Annotated in this window: 13 protein-coding genes; 2 read left to right on the top strand and 11 right to left on the bottom strand. The window is 62.9% G+C overall.

Features of this window, described 5'->3' with window-relative positions; translation table 11 throughout:
* Window positions 1-221: 221 nt before the first annotated feature.
* The 9 genes from A3AI_RS0112975 to A3AI_RS0112935 form a co-directional block, all read right to left on the bottom strand.
* On the bottom strand, window positions 222-1,061 hold the full coding sequence (locus A3AI_RS0112975; protein ID WP_036048095.1) for an MlaD family protein: 840 nt from the start codon (window positions 1,059-1,061) through the stop codon (window positions 222-224).
* 124 nt (window positions 1,062-1,185) lie between these two features.
* Window positions 1,186-1,908: an ABC transporter ATP-binding protein gene (locus A3AI_RS0112970; RefSeq protein ID WP_024515990.1), complete on the bottom strand. Its 723-nt coding sequence runs from the start codon at window positions 1,906-1,908 to the stop codon at window positions 1,186-1,188.
* Window positions 1,905-2,654, bottom strand: coding sequence for an ABC transporter ATP-binding protein (locus A3AI_RS0112965; protein WP_024515989.1), 750 nt, complete (start codon window positions 2,652-2,654; stop codon window positions 1,905-1,907). The genes A3AI_RS0112970 and A3AI_RS0112965 overlap by 4 nt, the downstream gene beginning before the upstream one ends.
* Window positions 2,651-3,604 (bottom strand): branched-chain amino acid ABC transporter permease, encoded by a 954-nt coding sequence (locus A3AI_RS0112960; RefSeq protein WP_024515988.1) that lies wholly within the window; start codon window positions 3,602-3,604, stop codon window positions 2,651-2,653. The genes A3AI_RS0112965 and A3AI_RS0112960 overlap by 4 nt, the downstream gene beginning before the upstream one ends.
* Window positions 3,601-4,470 (bottom strand): branched-chain amino acid ABC transporter permease, encoded by an 870-nt coding sequence (locus tag A3AI_RS0112955; protein ID WP_024515987.1) that lies wholly within the window; start codon window positions 4,468-4,470, stop codon window positions 3,601-3,603. The genes A3AI_RS0112960 and A3AI_RS0112955 overlap by 4 nt, the downstream gene beginning before the upstream one ends.
* 72 nt (window positions 4,471-4,542) lie before the next feature.
* Window positions 4,543-5,796: an ABC transporter substrate-binding protein gene (locus tag A3AI_RS0112950; protein WP_024515986.1), complete on the bottom strand. Its 1,254-nt coding sequence runs from the start codon at window positions 5,794-5,796 to the stop codon at window positions 4,543-4,545.
* A 161-nt stretch (window positions 5,797-5,957) separates the two neighbouring features.
* Window positions 5,958-8,177, bottom strand: a complete 2,220-nt coding sequence (locus A3AI_RS0112945; protein ID WP_024515985.1) for an acetate--CoA ligase family protein — start codon at window positions 8,175-8,177, stop codon at window positions 5,958-5,960.
* Window positions 8,178-8,343: 166 nt separating this feature from the next.
* Window positions 8,344-9,060 carry a DUF1614 domain-containing protein gene (locus A3AI_RS0112940; RefSeq protein WP_024515984.1) on the bottom strand — a complete coding sequence of 239 codons (717 nt, stop codon included), beginning with the start codon at window positions 9,058-9,060 and terminating at the stop codon, window positions 8,344-8,346.
* A gap of 296 nt (window positions 9,061-9,356) precedes the next feature.
* A complete protein-coding gene (locus tag A3AI_RS0112935) occupies window positions 9,357-9,560 on the bottom strand; it encodes a hypothetical protein (RefSeq protein WP_024515983.1) in 204 nt (67 codons plus the stop codon).
* Between the two features lie 188 nt (window positions 9,561-9,748).
* On the opposite strand from A3AI_RS0112935, the gene A3AI_RS0112930 reads away from it, so the two are divergent.
* A complete protein-coding gene (locus tag A3AI_RS0112930; protein ID WP_024515982.1) occupies window positions 9,749-10,522 on the top strand; it encodes a helix-turn-helix domain-containing protein in 774 nt (257 codons plus the stop codon).
* 66 nt (window positions 10,523-10,588) lie between these two features.
* Here the strand turns inward: A3AI_RS0112930 and A3AI_RS0112925 are convergent, their stop codons facing one another.
* Together A3AI_RS0112925 and A3AI_RS0112920 are read right to left on the bottom strand one after the other, a co-directional pair.
* Entirely contained in the window at window positions 10,589-11,812 is a 1,224-nt protein-coding gene (locus tag A3AI_RS0112925) for an ABC transporter substrate-binding protein (protein ID WP_156927749.1), read from the bottom strand.
* A gap of 71 nt (window positions 11,813-11,883) precedes the next feature.
* Window positions 11,884-13,434, bottom strand: coding sequence for an acyl-CoA synthetase (locus tag A3AI_RS0112920; protein ID WP_024515980.1), 1,551 nt, complete (start codon window positions 13,432-13,434; stop codon window positions 11,884-11,886).
* Window positions 13,435-13,711: 277 nt separating this feature from the next.
* On the opposite strand from A3AI_RS0112920, the gene A3AI_RS0112915 reads away from it, so the two are divergent.
* On the top strand, window positions 13,712-14,848 hold the full coding sequence (locus tag A3AI_RS0112915) for an acyl-CoA dehydrogenase family protein (protein WP_024515979.1): 1,137 nt from the start codon (window positions 13,712-13,714) through the stop codon (window positions 14,846-14,848).
* Window positions 14,849-14,901: the final 53 nt, after the last annotated feature.

Here is a 14,901-nt window from a genome sequence, read left to right as displayed (position 1 = left end):
CGGTCGATTTGCCCTAATTGCGATAAGCACTTAGCGACCATTCGGTTCCGTAAGCATTTGTAAAAAGCTTGCGCCTATTCCACCCGCGCACAGCGGCCCTGACGAAGGCGAAGAGAGATAACTGGCGACGCAGTTGTTAGTTCCCGCGTCTTCCAAAGGAATTTTGAGGCCAGTGGGACGGTCCGCCCGCGGGCCGGCGCTCGCTCGCCGACCTCGCGTCTCTATTGCGGCTTCGAACCCTGCCGGCGCGGGGCGGCCGGGGAGGAGGGAGCGGTGGCCGCTTGCGGGTTGAGCTTCTGGCTCATCTTGCTGGCGGCGTCGCTGACCTCGAGCAGTGTCTGGCGAGCGTCTTCCATCACGGTCGCCGATTTCTTCCTGAAGCTGTCGGCCATTTCGCGGATCGATGTGATCCTCTCAAACAGCGCGGAGGCTTTGCCGTCGGCGAGCCCTGGGATGAGCCTGTCGACCTTGTCGACCGCGTTGTTGAAGCCGTCGAGGCCGTTCTCGGCCTTGGCAATGAGGTCGTCGATCGCCTGGCCCTTGCTCTTGAGCGACGCCGTGTAGGTTTCGAAGGACAACAGCGTGTCCTTGATCGCCCCTTCATTATCGACAATGGCCTTGTCGACATTGTGCAAGGTATCGGTCATCGACTGCTGCTCGCTCAAATCGGCGGTCAGCATGGGAACGCCGTCCTGGTCCGGCGGCACCGGCGGAGCACTGGCGGCGCCGCCGACCAGCGAAATCGCCGCCACACCGGTCAGGCCCTGGAACTCGATGCCGACGGCGGTGTCTTTTCGGATCGGCGCGGAGTTGTCCAGCATCACCAGCGCGACAATCTTGCGCGGGCTCTCCAGCTTGATCGAAGTGATCTCGCCGGCCGGCACGCCGTCGAAATTCACCGGGCCGCCCTTGCGCAAGCCGCTGGCCGAACCGTCGAACACAATCCGCAACGGACTGCGCGCCTGCGCGGTGCGCAGTCTTTCGACGGTGAGCATGCCGACAAAGCCCGCGGCGATTACCGCAAGGGTCGCTGTTCCCACCAGAAGGTTCGTGACGCGCATCAGGCTTTCCGTGAATTCTCGTGCCGTACCGGGACTGCAGATTCAGGCCGTCCGTATGGTCCGATTTTACGGTTAAAGCAGGGTGGACGGAAGACGGCGGGCCGGCCGGAAAACCCCGAGCTAGCTACGCCAGCGTCCATTCTTCCGCGCTGGCGCCAGCCAACGAGCGGACGCGCGCCTCGTCCGCGGCGAGTTCCTGCGCGCCCCCCGAATAGACGATCATGCCGTCGTCCAGGACATAGGCATCGTCGGCGATCTCCAGGCTCATCCGGGCATTCTGCTCCACCAGCAGAATGGAGATACCTTCCGCCTTCATCTGCTGGATGATGCGAAACACCTCTCGCACGACCAGCGGCGCCAGCCCCTGCGACGGCTCGTCGAGGATCAAGAGCCGGGGATTGATCAGGAGCGCGCGTGCAATCGACAGCATTTCCTGCTCGCCGCCGGAGAGTTGGCGCCCGCGGTTGAGCTTGCGCTCTTCGAGGCGCGGGAACAGCTTGAAGATGCGCTCGATGGTCCAGGGACCGCCGCGCTCGAGCGGCACCTTGAGATTTTCCTCCACGCTCAGATTGGCAAAGATGCGCCGTCCTTCCGGCACATAGCCCACGCCTTGGGCGGCGATCCGGAATGTCGGCCAGCGCGTCGTGTCCTCGCCGAAGATCGTGATCTTGCCCTGGCGTGCCGGCGTCAATCCCATCAGGCTCCGCAGTGTCGTAGTCTTGCCGGCGCCGTTGCGGCCGAGCAGCGCCGTGATCCGGCCTTCGGCGACAGCAAGGCTGACGCCCTGCAGGATATGGCTCTTCCCATAATAGGTGTGCAGGCCTTCGGCGGTGAGCGCGGCGGTCATGCGGCGTTGCCCAGGTAGGCGGCCTGGACGGACTCATTGGCGGCTATTTGCTGCGGGGTACCCTGCGCCAGCATCCGACCCTGGTCGAGCACGCAGATCCGGTCCGCCAGGTTGAATACCACGCGCATGTCGTGCTCGATCAGCACGATGGAATATTGATCGTTGCGATGCAGGCGCCGGACCAGCTGCGTGATCTGGTAGGTCTCCTGGTCGCCCATGCCCGCGGTCGGTTCGTCCAGCAGCAGGAGATGCGGCTTCAGCGCCAGCGCCATGGCGATCTCGGCGGCGCGCTGGTCGCCATGGGCGAGTTCGCCGACCAGACGGTCGGCCTTGGCCTCGAGCGCGACCAGTTTCAGGGTCGTTTCGACATTGTCATGGATCTTGCTGGCCTCGGCGCGGCTGATCCACGGCCGCAGGCGGTATCCGCCGGCGACCTCGGCCGCGATCCTGATATTTTCGAACACCGTAAGCTCCGGAAAGATCTCGGTGATCTGAAAGGTTCGTGCCATGCCGCGGCTGACGCGCTCATGCGTCGATAGCCTGGTGATATCCTGGCCGTCGAACATGATCTTGCCTGAGGTCGGCGGAAAGTAGCCGCTGATCAGGTTGAAGAAGGTGGTCTTGCCGGCGCCGTTCGGTCCGATGATCGCGCAGAGCTCGCCCTTGGCCACGGTAAGCGAGACGTCGCGCACGGCGACCAGATTGCCGAAGCGCTTGGTGACGGTGTTGATCTCGAGGACGTTCACGCCTTGCTCCGTTGAAAGAAGCCAAGCAGGCCGCGTGGGAAGAACAGCACCACCAGGATGAACAGCAGGCCGACGAAGGACATCCAGTTCACCGTGATGCTGGAGAGATAGTCCTGCAGCACCACGAAGACGGCGGCGCCCAAGAGCGGTCCCCAGAAGCTGCGCATGCCGCCCATCACGGCCATCATGACGAAATCGCCGGACTGGCTGTAATGCAGTCCTCGCGGGTCGGCGAAATTGTTGACCAGTGCGTAAAGCGCGCCAGCAAATCCCATGAAAAAGCAGGACAGAGTGAAGGCGATCCAGATGTGCCGTTCGACGGGAATGCCGAGGAAGCGCGCGCGGCGCTCGTTCTCCCGGATCGCGATCATGGTGCGACCGAAGGGCGAGCGCAGGATGAAGCCCATGGTGCCGACGACGAGCGCAAAGCAGACCAGGACGAAGTAGTAGAAGATGTTGGCGTCGGAGAGGATGTCGAGCTTGAACAGGCCGAAATCGAGCGGCTGCCGGGCAAAGCCGCGCAGGCCGTCATCGCCGCCGGTCAGCGAGCTCCATTGGAAGGCGATGTAATAGAACACCTGGCCGAAAGCGATGGTCACCATGGCGAAATAGACGCCGCGGCGGCGCACCAGCAATGTGCCGAGGATTGCGCCGCAAAGGCCGCCGAGCAGCATGCCGGCGATGACCGCAAGCGGGGTGCTTAGTGCAAGATATTTCAAGGTCAGTCCCGCGCCATAGGCGCCAAGGCCGAACCAGGCCGCATGGCCGAACGACAATACGCCGGTAAATCCCAGCAGGAAATTCACCGACATCGCGGCGAGCCCGAGCACGAGCACGCGGGTCGCGAGCGCGGTGTAGCCGCCCAGCGGCGCCATCCAGTAGGGGGCCAGCAGCAGGACAACCCAGATCGCCGCCAGGACGATCAATTTGCGTGACGATGCGGCGGTCAACCCATCATTCCTTCTTCGCCGAACAAGCCGCGTGGCCGCGTCAGCAGGATCACAGCCATCAGCACGTAGATCACCGCTTCGCTCGCCGCCGGGAAGAACACGGCGGTGACGCCCGAAGCCACGCCGATCAGGAGCCCGCCGACCAGCGTTCCCGGCAGGCTGCCGATGCCGCCGACGATGATGGCGATGAAGCTCGGCATCAGAAGGCCAGTGCCCATGGTGGGTTCAAGACCGAGCTGCCCGGCGGCCAGCACGCCGGAGAGACCGGCGAGAAAGATGCCGACCGCGAAATTGAGCGAGCGCAGCAGCCGCACATTGATGCCGAGCGCTGCGACGGTCTCCAGGTCAAGCGTGCCGGCGCGGATGCGGATCCCGAGCCGCGTGTAGCGCAGCAGCACGAACAAGAGCGCAATCGCGACGAACACCATCGCCACCATGAAGAGACGATAGCCGGTGATGAAGAACAGCTCGTTGCTGAGCGGTTGCGCCAGGAAGGCCGGTATGGCGAACGGCTTGCCCTGCGGGCCGAAGATGAAACGGGTCAAATCTTCGATCATGAAAGCAAGCCCGAAGGTCAGAAGCAGGCTGTAGAGCGGATCTCGCCCGTAGAGCGGCCGGATCAGGACACGCTCGACGACCAGGCCGATCACGGCCGTCAAAGGCGGGGCGAGCAAGAGCGCACCCCAGAACCCGACATAGGGCGAGATCGCATAGGCGATATAGCCGCCGATGACGAGAAATCCGCCATGAGCGAAGTTGATGACGTTGCTTAAGTTGAGGATCAACGAGAGGCCGAGCGCCATCAGGACATAGAACGCGCCGACGATGAGACCATTGGTAATGTTGAACAGGAGTAGCAGCGTCATAATTCACCGAGGCCACATCGTTGTGCGACGCGACGCCCGGTGCCTGATGGCACCGGGCGGACGGCAATCCTGTCACGCCGGCCACTGCATCTTGCAGCCGGTTTCTTCCACCGAGCCGGCCGCCTTCTCGCCCGGCACCGGATTCCTCACCGTGAACATGTTGTCGGGGTCGCCTTGCGGCGGATGCGCCTCGCCGACGAAGACCGTGCTCATCAGTTCGTGGTCACCAGCGCGGTATGACGGCGAACCCGGCTGCAGCGCGATTTGTGGCGGCAGCTTGAAGCCGGACAGCGCGCGCGCAAGCTTGGGCGCATCGAGCGTCTTCTCCTGGTTGGCGATCAGGGCGAGCGTCTGCACCGAGGCGTAGCCGAACCAGTTGCGTGCCGTCGCAGCACCCCCGGTGATCTTCTTGATCGCGGCATTGAATTCCGCAACATGCGGAACGCCCGGCTGGTCCCACCACCATTCCATCGTCCACCAGCCGATGCGCGCGGCGTCCGGCACGGCACGAATGCTCTCGAGCTCGAACAGGGTGCCGCCGACCGCCATCTGCTTGTCCAGACCGAATTGCACGAATTGCTTGAGGCTCGCGACCTGATCGCCACCGCCCATTACGTTGATCAAGACCTGCGGATTATAGGCCTTGGCCTGGATCAGATAGGAGGAATAGTCCGGCGTTCCCAGCGGCACGAGCGAGCCCCCAGACGTGCCGCCCGCGGCTTTCAAGACTTTCTCGAAGCTCGCCTGCACCGAATGGCCGTAGGCATAGTCGGGCGTGAGGAAATACCACTTCTTGCCGAACTTCTCGATCAGCGTGGAGGCGATCGCATTGGCGTCCATGGCGGTGGCGTTGCAGACGCGAAATACGTTCCAGGAACAGCTCGTCCCGGTGACGGGATCGGTGTGGCCGCCCGAGACGATATGCAGCACCTTCTTCTCGCTGGTGACCTGCGCCATCGCGATGGCGATGCCGGAGTTGACGTCACCAATGATGAAACTGACCTGGTCGCGCTCGATGAGCTTGCGGGTCTTTTGCACGCCGGTACCGACGTCGTTGGCGGAGTCTTCGACCAGCAGCTCGATCGGCCGGCCGAGGATACCGCCGCTTTTATTGATCTCCTCGACGGCGTATTTGGCGCCCACCACCTCGCCTTGTGCGATCGCAGCATAGACGCCGGTCAGCGGATCGACCAATCCGATCCGGATTGGCGTCTCGCCGCGGGCCGTGATGATGAAGGGAGAGGTAATTTGCGCCGCAGCAATAGCGGCGCCCGATGTGAGAATGGTCCGCCGGTTGACGGACCAGGGGCGATTTCCAGTAGCCATCATATCCTCCCAGGCAAGATTGTGTTGGTCTTGTTGGGGCGGCATTCTCCGATGCCTTGTGGTGTTCCGAGGCTAGCCGTTCCTGTTCCTTTTCGCCATTGAGAAAGCCTGCAACCTTTGACCAAGTTGACCAGGCCGCGATCGTTAACGGGCGGGGCGGGTCAATGCCCGGCCGCTGCTTTGGCTGCTTCATTGTTCAGCACCACCAGCGCATCGACTGCGACCCCGGTCTTGGCGTTGATCAGGAACGGGTTGACATCGATCGAGGCGATGCGGCCATTGGCATCGGCGATCAGGTTGGACAGCCCGACCAGCGCCTTGACGGCGGAGGCCTCGTGCATCGCGGGCTTGCCACGATAGCCTCTGATCTTCACGCCCGCCTTGGTGCGGCTGATCAGCTTTTTCGCCTCATTGGCGTCGACCGGCGCGCCAGCGAGAGCCACGTCCTTCACCAGCTCGATATCGATGCCGCCGGTTCCGAACAGCACCACCGGTCCCATCTCGGCATCAAGCGAGGCGCCGACCACGAGCTCGAGATCGGCCTTGACCTGCTGCGCAATCAGAATGCCTTCGAGCTTTGGCTTGGTCTTCAGCTTCTTGACCCGCGCAATGATGTCGCTGAACGCCTTCTTCACCTCGGCCGCGCTGTTGAGATTGAGCACCACGCCGCCGATGTCGGATTTGTGCAGGATATCCGGGCTGACCACTTTTGCGACGACGGGAAAGCCGATCTTTTTGGCGATCGTTGCGGCTTCAGCAGCGGTCTGCGCAATCGCCTCCTTCGAGATCGGGATGCCATAGGCCTTGAGCAGCTTCTTCGAGGCGACCTCGTCGAGCGCGGCGCCGCTGGCATTCTTCAGCGTCTTTTCCAGCAGCGAGCGGGCCTGCGCGGTGGAGCTCGAGACGAGGTCCGGCACGTTCTTGTCGAGCGCGGCATAGTCGATCAGTTCCCTGATCGCGCCGACCGCGCGGTCCAGGCCCTGCATCACCACGATGTTGGGCACGGATTTGCGTAAGCCCTTGGTGTGCTCGGTAAAACCGACGGACATCGTACTGATATAGATCACGGGCTTGGACGCCTCGCCCGCCATGTCGTTGACGATGCGGATGTTGCGCTCGCGCAATTCATGCGGCGCCTTCGGAAACTCGGAATCGACGATGACGATATCGGTGTCGGGATCGTCGATCATGATCTTGATCGATTTCATGTAGACCGACGGATCGACCACCGCGGCAAAGCCGGCGTCGAGTGGATTGCCGACGATCGAACCCGGTCCGAGCATTGCCGCCAGCTTTCCGCTCGCATCCTCGCTGAGTGGTGCAAAATTCAGTCCCGCCGAATAGAATGCGTCGATCAGAAGCCCGCGCTTGCCGCCCGACAGCGTCACCCCGGCGAGCCGGTTGCCCTTGGGGACCTCGGTATGAACGAAGCATTCGGTGGTCTCGATGAGTTCATCGAGCCCGCGTACCCGGATCACGCCCTCGCGGGTCGAGATCGCGTCGAAGGTTTCGATCGAGCCGGCCAGAGCGCCGGTATGCGCCATGGCGGCGGCGCGCCCGCCTTCGGACGTCCCGAGCTTGAGCGCGATCACGGGCTTGCCGGCGGCACGTGCGGCCTTGCAGGCATCGCGGAACGCCTTGGTGTTGCGCACGCCTTCGAGATAAACCACGATCACGCGAATGGAGGGATCGGCGGCGAAATAGGCCATCAGGTCCGGTGTTTCCAATCCGGCCTCGTTGCCCGTCGTGACCATGTAGCCGACGCCGATGCCGCGATCCTCGAGTGCCTGCCGGATCGCCATCACGATGGCGCCGGACTGGCCGGCGATCGCCACCGCGCCCTGCTCCATGCTGACGGCGCGGTCGTCGATGTTGGTGAAGAGCTTTTCGCCCGCGCTCAAGTTTCCGAGGCAATTGGGCCCCGTGACCGCGAGCCCGGTCTCCCGCACCGCGGCCTCCAGCTCGGCGGCAAGCCGCTGGCTCTCCTCGTCCTGCAATTCGGAAAAGCCTGAGGTGACGATCGTCGCCGAGCGCGCGCCCGCGGCGGCCGCCTCGCGCACCACCTGGACGGCGAAGCGCGCCGGCACCAGCACCAGCACATGATCGGGCTTTTCGGGCAGGGAGGCAAAATCCTTGTAGCAGGCCACGCCCCAGACCGTGTCGCGCTTGGCGTTGATGGGATAGAGCCCGCCTTCGTATTTGTACTTGATCAGATTGTTCCAGATGCGCTCGGCATAGTTGCCCGGCTTGTCAGTGGCGCCGACCAGCACGATGTTGCGCGGATGCAGCATCGCGTGGATGCCGGCAATGACCGGGCCCGCGTCGGGGGAAGGTGACCACGTTTCAGATAAGATGGAGCCGGTCGAGACATGCGCTTCCATAGGCGAACTCTTCCCTTTGTTATTTGATTATTGGGCCGTGTCGTTTTTCCGCTCGACGAATTATGCGATCGCCGTCTACAGCGATGTTCCGAGGTTTTATGGGCAGATGAATGACGTGGCAACTCACGTCATGCCATGGCAGGCATGGCTGTGCGTCGTTTTCGCATTACCAGGACGGTCGTGGTCGCGCGGGAGATGCGATGCCGGCAAGCAGCACGGCCAGAATGCCGGTCAGGAAAATACCGTCGAACGTTCCAGCGCCGCCGATCGAGGCGACCGGTGCGCCGAGCCCATTGATCTTGCCGAGATTCATCAGGTCGGCGCCGATCAGCGTGCCCATGGAGCCGCCGATATAGGCGAGTGGCGCGGCATATTCGCGCGACAGGATGAAGGCGAGGATCGCGGTGACCACGACCGGCACAAACACGGGTACGGCGATGCCGACGCCCCGCACGGGTGTCGCGCTGGAATGGATGACGAGGGCGATGACGATCACTGCGATCGCCGCGCGCAGGAACAGCTGATAGCGCAGCACCAGGTAGATCGACATCAGCGTCGGAATGACGGCGCCGCCGACATTCACTGCCAGCACGGTCCCGGGATAGGACGTCACCAGCGGTACGACATAACGCATGCCGAAGAAATCGACGATCTCGCCGGTGTGCACTGTCTGACCCGGCAGCACGCTGATCGGGATGTTGAAGTAGCTGCCGACCAGCGAGCCGAACAGCAGGAGCAGGGCGGCGCCTGGCCCGACGCCGAGCTTCATATAGGCGTAGCGCAGGATGCGAAGCTGGATCAGCACGATCAGTACGGCAAACAGCAGCACCAGGACCGAGAACGGGCCTGGCGTCAGCGGCAGGTAATGAATCTGCGGGTCCATTATCGCAACAATTCGATTGAACTTGTGGTCCGGGTTCGACCGTCAGCCAGGCAAGCATCTCACGGGACGGGCCGCAACACAAACAACGAAGACAGGGCAAGCGCGTAGCGCAACATGCGATCACGAAACAGCCGCGATCATCGTGGCGTGCAGCAGACAGCGCTCCGGTTAGACGTAAGTAGCTTTCATCCAATTCTGCGTCGGGTTGCGGAACAGCTGGGTGACGCGGGCGCGAGGCGTCGGGCCGGGGACCGTGATATCGACGTCTATGCCGAGCCGGGAATTGTCGCGGTCCTTCAGGAGCAGCGAGCCGGCCCGGGCATCGCCGGCTTGACGAGCGCGGCGCGCTGGACTTCCGCCGCCTGCGTTGGGCTTATCGCCAGCGCCACGGATCCGATCAAGAGCGCGGCCACGACTTGTGCCAACAGGAAAAGGAGGACGGTTATGAGTTTCGACGGGACCGAAAAACGCTCGATCTCGGTGTGGTCGCGGGTCGTCATTTGAGTAGCTCCGGAAAGTCAGTTTTCCGGTCACCATTTCTTTAGAAACCGCCTCTCCGCCGCGAGCAGAATGATCGACAATGTTCGGCCGCCCGCCGTCCGGCCGCGCCGCGACCCGGGCGCCGATGTGCGGTTTTGTGCCGAATTGTGCGTCTGCTACAGTGATGGCGAGTCGAGCAGGGATCACGATGACAACGCCGGACCACCAGCTTTCCGCCGGGCAAAGCCGGCAAATCGCAGAGACCATTCGTGAGGAGATCGCGCGGCGCCGGATCTCCCGGCAGACGCTGGCCGAACAGGCCAAGCTCAGCCTGTCGACTTTGGAAAAGGTCCTGGGCGGGCGTCGGCCATTCACGCTCGCCACGACCGTGCGCCTGGAGCAGGCGCTCGGCGTCTCCTTGCGCAAGGGCGGAGATAAGGCCGAGGTCGCGACGGTCAAGCCGGCCGCTGGCGGAGATATCGCGCCCGACAGTTTAGGTGCCTATTCGCACCGTGCGGCGAGCCGGCTGGAAGGCGTCTACCTGACGCTGCGTCCCTCTTTTGGTGACAAGGACGCGGTCTACGCCTATCGCACCGAGATCGTCTGGGACGCCGCGGCCTCATCGCTGGTGTTTCGCGAGGGCGAACGACAGGATTCGGCCTACACCCAATGGGGCGAGGTGGCTCTGCCAAACGAGTCCGGCTTCATCTATCTCGTCACCAACCGCAATGGGCAGCACCGGCTGATCACGGTGTCGCGTCCGACCATCACCGGTGAGATGTACGGCATCATCACCACACTTCTCGCCGGACGCGGCTCGACCCTGACCCCGATCGCCGCAGCCATCGCCTTCCTGCCGATCAAGACCGTTGCAAGCCCCACCATGGGACGGATTTCGGCAAGCGATCCGAACTACGAACTCTACCGCCGGCACCTGCGCCGCACGACCGAGGAGCCGTTCGCGTTGTTCTTGCCGGGGTAGCGTATTCCGTCATTCCGGGTCTGCGCCTTGCGGCGCATCCCGGAATGACGTCACTGCGGCTAACTACTAGCCCCCCGTCTCGGCGCTGATGATGTCGCCGAAGAGATCCCACTTACCGTTGGTGAAGCGCATCATCTTGAGCTGCTCGATCGGCGCGAAGTCGGTCGGGCTGGTCGATACGGTGATGCCGGGGATCAAAGTGTCAGGCGCAAAGCCCTTCAGGCTCGCCGCCTGCTTCATGACATTCTCACGCGTGAGATTGTCGCCGCATTGCTGCAACACCTGCACCATGGTCTGCGCCGCCGCAAAGCCGTAGACCAGGTTGGCGTCGGAGACGTTGGCGCCTGGCATGTACTTGTCGATAAAGGCCATGAACTTCTTCATGCCGGCGTCGTCCTTCCATTGCGGATCGGAGGCGTCCTTGAGGTAGCCGGCCGACAACACGCCCTCGGACGCATCAAGCCCGGCAGGCTTCATCACCGCGCCGATCGAGATGGAAACGTCCGTCATCAGGTGCATCGGCTTCCACTCGAGCTCCGCCATCTTCTTGATCGCTTGTGCTGCGAATTTCGGCGTCGAGATATTGACGAACACGTCGGCGCCGGTGCCCTTCAGCTTGACGATATGGGAATCGATCGAAGGCTCGGTGGTCTCATAGCTCTCTTCCGCCACGATCAGGCTTGAGGCCTTGTCGCCGAAGACATCCTTGAGGCCTGCAACATAGTCCTTGCCGAAATCGTCGTTCTGGTAGAACACCGCGACCTTGGCGTTCGGCTTTTCCTTCAGAATATATTTGGCGAAGATCCGCGCCTCGACCCGGTAGCTCGGCTGGAAGCCCATGGTCCAGGGGAAGTCCTTCGGATCATTCCACTTGCTGGCGCCGGTGGCGAGGAAGAGCTGCGGCACCTTCTTGGTGTTTTGATATTTCTGCACCGCGGTTTGCGTCGGCGTTCCCAGTGCATTGAACACGAGGAATACCTCGTCGCTCTCGATCAGCTTGCGGATCTGCTCCACGGTCTTCGGCGGGCTGTAGCCGTCGTCATAGGAAATGAAGTTGATCTTGCGGCCGTTGATGCCGCCATTGTCGTTGATCATCTTGAAATAGGCGTCCTCGGTCTTGCCGATGATGCCGTAGGCGGAAGCAGGGCCGCTATAGGCTTCGACATTGCCGATCTTGATCTCGGTGTCGCCGGCGCCGGTGTCGTATTTCTTTTGCGCAAATGCGCCCTGGGTCGTGAGTAGCGTGAAAGCGGCGGCCGCCGCGAGCAAAGTGATTTTGTTGTTCTTCATCGAGAGCATTCCCTGGACTTTCATTGTTGTTGAGACAGGCATCAAAAAACGAAACCGGCGGGATACGCCGGTCACGAGGCAGCTCCGGCCAGGTCGGTGGCCGAGGCAATGGAAAAATTCTTGCGCAAGGTGGGCTTGTGAATCTTGCCGGTGGCGTTGCGCGGCAGCGCATCGACAAAGCGGATCAGGCGCGGGCACTTGAAGCGCGCGAGATTTTTCGCGCAATGCTCCAGGACCTCGGTTTCCGTGACCGACTGTCCCTGTTTCACCGCGACGATGGCCATGCCGATCTCGCCCCATTGCGCATCGGGCACGCCGATCACGGCGGCCTCGGCAATCGCACCAAGTTGGTGCAGGACGCTCTCGACCTCAGCCGGATAGACGTTCTCGCCGCCGGAGATGTACATGTCCTTCCAGCGGTCGACGATGTAGTAGAAGCCCTCGTCGTCGACGCGCGTGGCGTCACCTGTGTGCAGCCAGCCGTCGGTGAAGGAGGACTCATTGGCGTCCGGCCTGTTCCAGTAGCCGGGCGTGATGTTCGGGCCCTTCACCCAGAGTTCGCCAAGTTCGCCGACCGCGCAATCGGTGCCGTCGGGGCGCACCACGCGCACTTCGGTGTGCAACACCGGCTTGCCGGCGGAGCCGGCCTTGCGTGCGGCGTCTTCGCGGTCGAGGGCAAGCACGGCGGGCGAGGTCTCGGTCATGCCATAGCCCTGCTGCAGCGCGACGCCGCGTGCCTCCCAGACCTGCAACAGCGGCACCGGCATCGGCGCGCCGCCGACGCCGCCGATGATCAGCCGGCCGAAATCGGCGGCTTCGAACGCGGGATGTTGTGCCATGAACTGGTAGATCGAGGGCACGCCGAAGAACACGTTGATGCCCTGCGCGGGATCGCTGATCAGTTTCAGTGCGAGCGCCGGGTCGAACTGGCGCATGATCAGCACGGTACCGCCGGCATGCAGCACCGGATTGGTGTAGCAATTGAGCCCGCCGGTGTGAAACAGCGGCAGCACGGTGAGCAGCACCGAGGACGGGCTGATATAGGCGGGGCCGCCGAGATTGACGCAATTCCAGAAGGTCATGCCATGGTTGATGATGGCGCCCTTGGGCAGGCCTGTGGTGCCCGAGGTGTACATGATGGTCGAGATGTCATCGAGCGTGACCATTTCGCTTGCAGCGAGCGGTGTCGCCGATGCGATCGCACGCTCGTAGCTGCCGTCAGGTCCGAGCTTCAGCGTCGAGGCTGTATCGCAGAGCTTGGCGACTGCAAGCGCCGTCTCGGCGAGATCGGCGTCATGCACCATCACCTTGGGCGCGCAGTCGCCGACGATGAAATGCAGCTCGGGCACGGTGAGCCGCGTGTTGAGCGGCACGAAAACCGCGCCTAACCTGCCGCAGGCGAACTGGATTTCCAGCGTGTCGGTGGTATTGAGCGCCAGCACCGCGACGCGGTCGCCGCGCGCGACCTTGAGCTCCTCGCGCAGATGAGAGGCGAGACGCGAGATGCGCGCGTCGAACGCGGCATAGGTGAAACGGCGTTCGCTGGCGAGATCGACCGCAGCCACCTTGTCAGGCGTCCGGCGGGCAAAATGCGCAATCCAATCGTAGTGTCGAACCGGCAAAATTCTCTCCCCTCCATGACCGCGATCTTGCGCCGCGTTATGGGCCCTGCAGCATGCCTAAGCCGGGCAAAACCCGCCAGCCGGACTTTTGGGCATGGTCAACGACGTTGGCGCGGTTTGGCCCAAAGCTGTCTTGCGTTGAGTGGCTGACGCGAGCGCGTTCCGTCACGCGGAATGTGTGGTTAAGAGACCAGCCACTGGACGCAAGTTGGTCCGGCCCTTGCCGGCGCATGTTGCGGCCGGATTCGTCAGCTTGAGCTGAAGAGGCGCGCGATCGATGAACAGCCCATTCTATACCGCCGAACATGAGGCCTTTCGGCAGGTCATGCGCCGCTTTGTCGCGAAGGAGATCGAACCTCATGCCCATGAATGGGACGAGGCCGGCGAATTTCCACGCGCGCTTTATGGCAAGGCCGCCGAGATCGGCCTTCTCGGCCTCGGCTTTCCCGAAGAATTCGGCGGCAGCCCGGCCGACCAGTTCATGAAGATCGTGGCGAGCCAGGAGCTGGCGCGGGCCGGGGCCGGCGGCATCTCCGCGAGCCTGATGAGCCACACCATCGGCTCGCCGCCGATTGCGCGCGCCGCACGGGACGAGGTGAAGGCGCGGGTGCTGCCGGAAGTGCTGTCGGGCAGGAAGATCTCCGCGCTCGCCATCACCGAGCCGAGCGGCGGATCGGATGTCGCCAATTTGCGCACGTGCGCTCGCCGCGACGGCGACCATTACATCGTGAACGGCGAGAAGACCTTCATTACCTCGGGCGTGCGTGCCGATTATCTGACGGTCGCCGTGCGGACCGGCGGCGAGGGCGCCGGCGGCGTCAGCCTGCTCCTGATCGAGGGCGACACGCCGGGGCTGTCGCGGACCAAACTCAAGAAAATGGGCTGGTGGGCGTCCGACACCGCGACGCTGCATTTCGACGATTGCCGTGTGCCGGCGACGAATCTGCTCGGCCAGGAGGGGCAGGGCTTCAAGCTCATCATGCGGAATTTCAACAGCGAGCGGATGGGCATGGCGGCAAGCTGCACGGCCTATGCCCGCGTCTGCCTGGAAGAAGCTATTGCGTACGCCAAGGAGCGCAAGACCTTCGGCAAGCCGATCGCCCAGCACCAGGTCATCAGGCACAAGATCGTCGACATGGCCCAGAAGGTCGCAGCGTCGCAGGCGATGCTCGAAATGCTGGCCTGGCGGCTGGAGCAGGGCGAGAGCCCGGTCGCGGAAATCTGCATGATGAAGAACCAGGCCACGCAAACCATGGCCTTCTGCGCGTCGGAAGCGGTTCAGATTTTCGGTGGCGCCGGCTTCATGCGCGGTGTCAAGGTCGAGCGCATCTACCGCGAGGTCAAGGTCAATGCGATCGGCGGCGGCACGGAAGAGATCATGAAGGATCTCGCCAGCCGGCAGATGGGACTGTGACTGGTGTTCCGTGCTCTCTCCGTCATGGCCGGGCTTGACGTGCCCAAAACGCG

It is taken from the genome of Bradyrhizobium sp. Tv2a-2, from assembly GCF_000472425.1.
In the GTDB taxonomy this organism is placed as follows: domain Bacteria; phylum Pseudomonadota; class Alphaproteobacteria; order Rhizobiales; family Xanthobacteraceae; genus Bradyrhizobium.
Note: the sequence above shows the minus strand (reverse complement) of the source record. Positions and strands in the feature narration are given on the sequence as shown.

Bases quoted from the DNA above. Each gene is read 5' to 3' on its own strand.
- A3AI_RS0112975 (WP_036048095.1), bottom strand. From the start codon at position 1,061: ATGCGCGTCACGAACCTTCTGGTGGGAACAGCGACCCTTGCGGTAATC.
- A3AI_RS0112915 (WP_024515979.1), top strand. From the start codon at position 13,712: ATGAACAGCCCATTCTATACCGCCGAACATGAGGCCTTTCGGCAGGTC.
- A3AI_RS0112970 (WP_024515990.1), bottom strand. From the start codon at position 1,908: ATGACCGCCGCGCTCACCGCCGAAGGCCTGCACACCTATTATGGGAAG.
- A3AI_RS0112950 (WP_024515986.1), bottom strand. From the start codon at position 5,796: ATGGCTACTGGAAATCGCCCCTGGTCCGTCAACCGGCGGACCATTCTC.
- A3AI_RS0112935 (WP_024515983.1), bottom strand. From the start codon at position 9,560: ATGACGACCCGCGACCACACCGAGATCGAGCGTTTTTCGGTCCCGTCG.
- A3AI_RS0112955 (WP_024515987.1), bottom strand. From the start codon at position 4,470: ATGACGCTGCTACTCCTGTTCAACATTACCAATGGTCTCATCGTCGGC.
- A3AI_RS0112930 (WP_024515982.1), top strand. From the start codon at position 9,749: ATGACAACGCCGGACCACCAGCTTTCCGCCGGGCAAAGCCGGCAAATC.
- A3AI_RS0112940 (WP_024515984.1), bottom strand. From the start codon at position 9,060: ATGGACCCGCAGATTCATTACCTGCCGCTGACGCCAGGCCCGTTCTCG.
- A3AI_RS0112945 (WP_024515985.1), bottom strand. From the start codon at position 8,177: ATGGAAGCGCATGTCTCGACCGGCTCCATCTTATCTGAAACGTGGTCA.
- A3AI_RS0112925 (WP_156927749.1), bottom strand. From the start codon at position 11,812: ATGAAGAACAACAAAATCACTTTGCTCGCGGCGGCCGCCGCTTTCACG.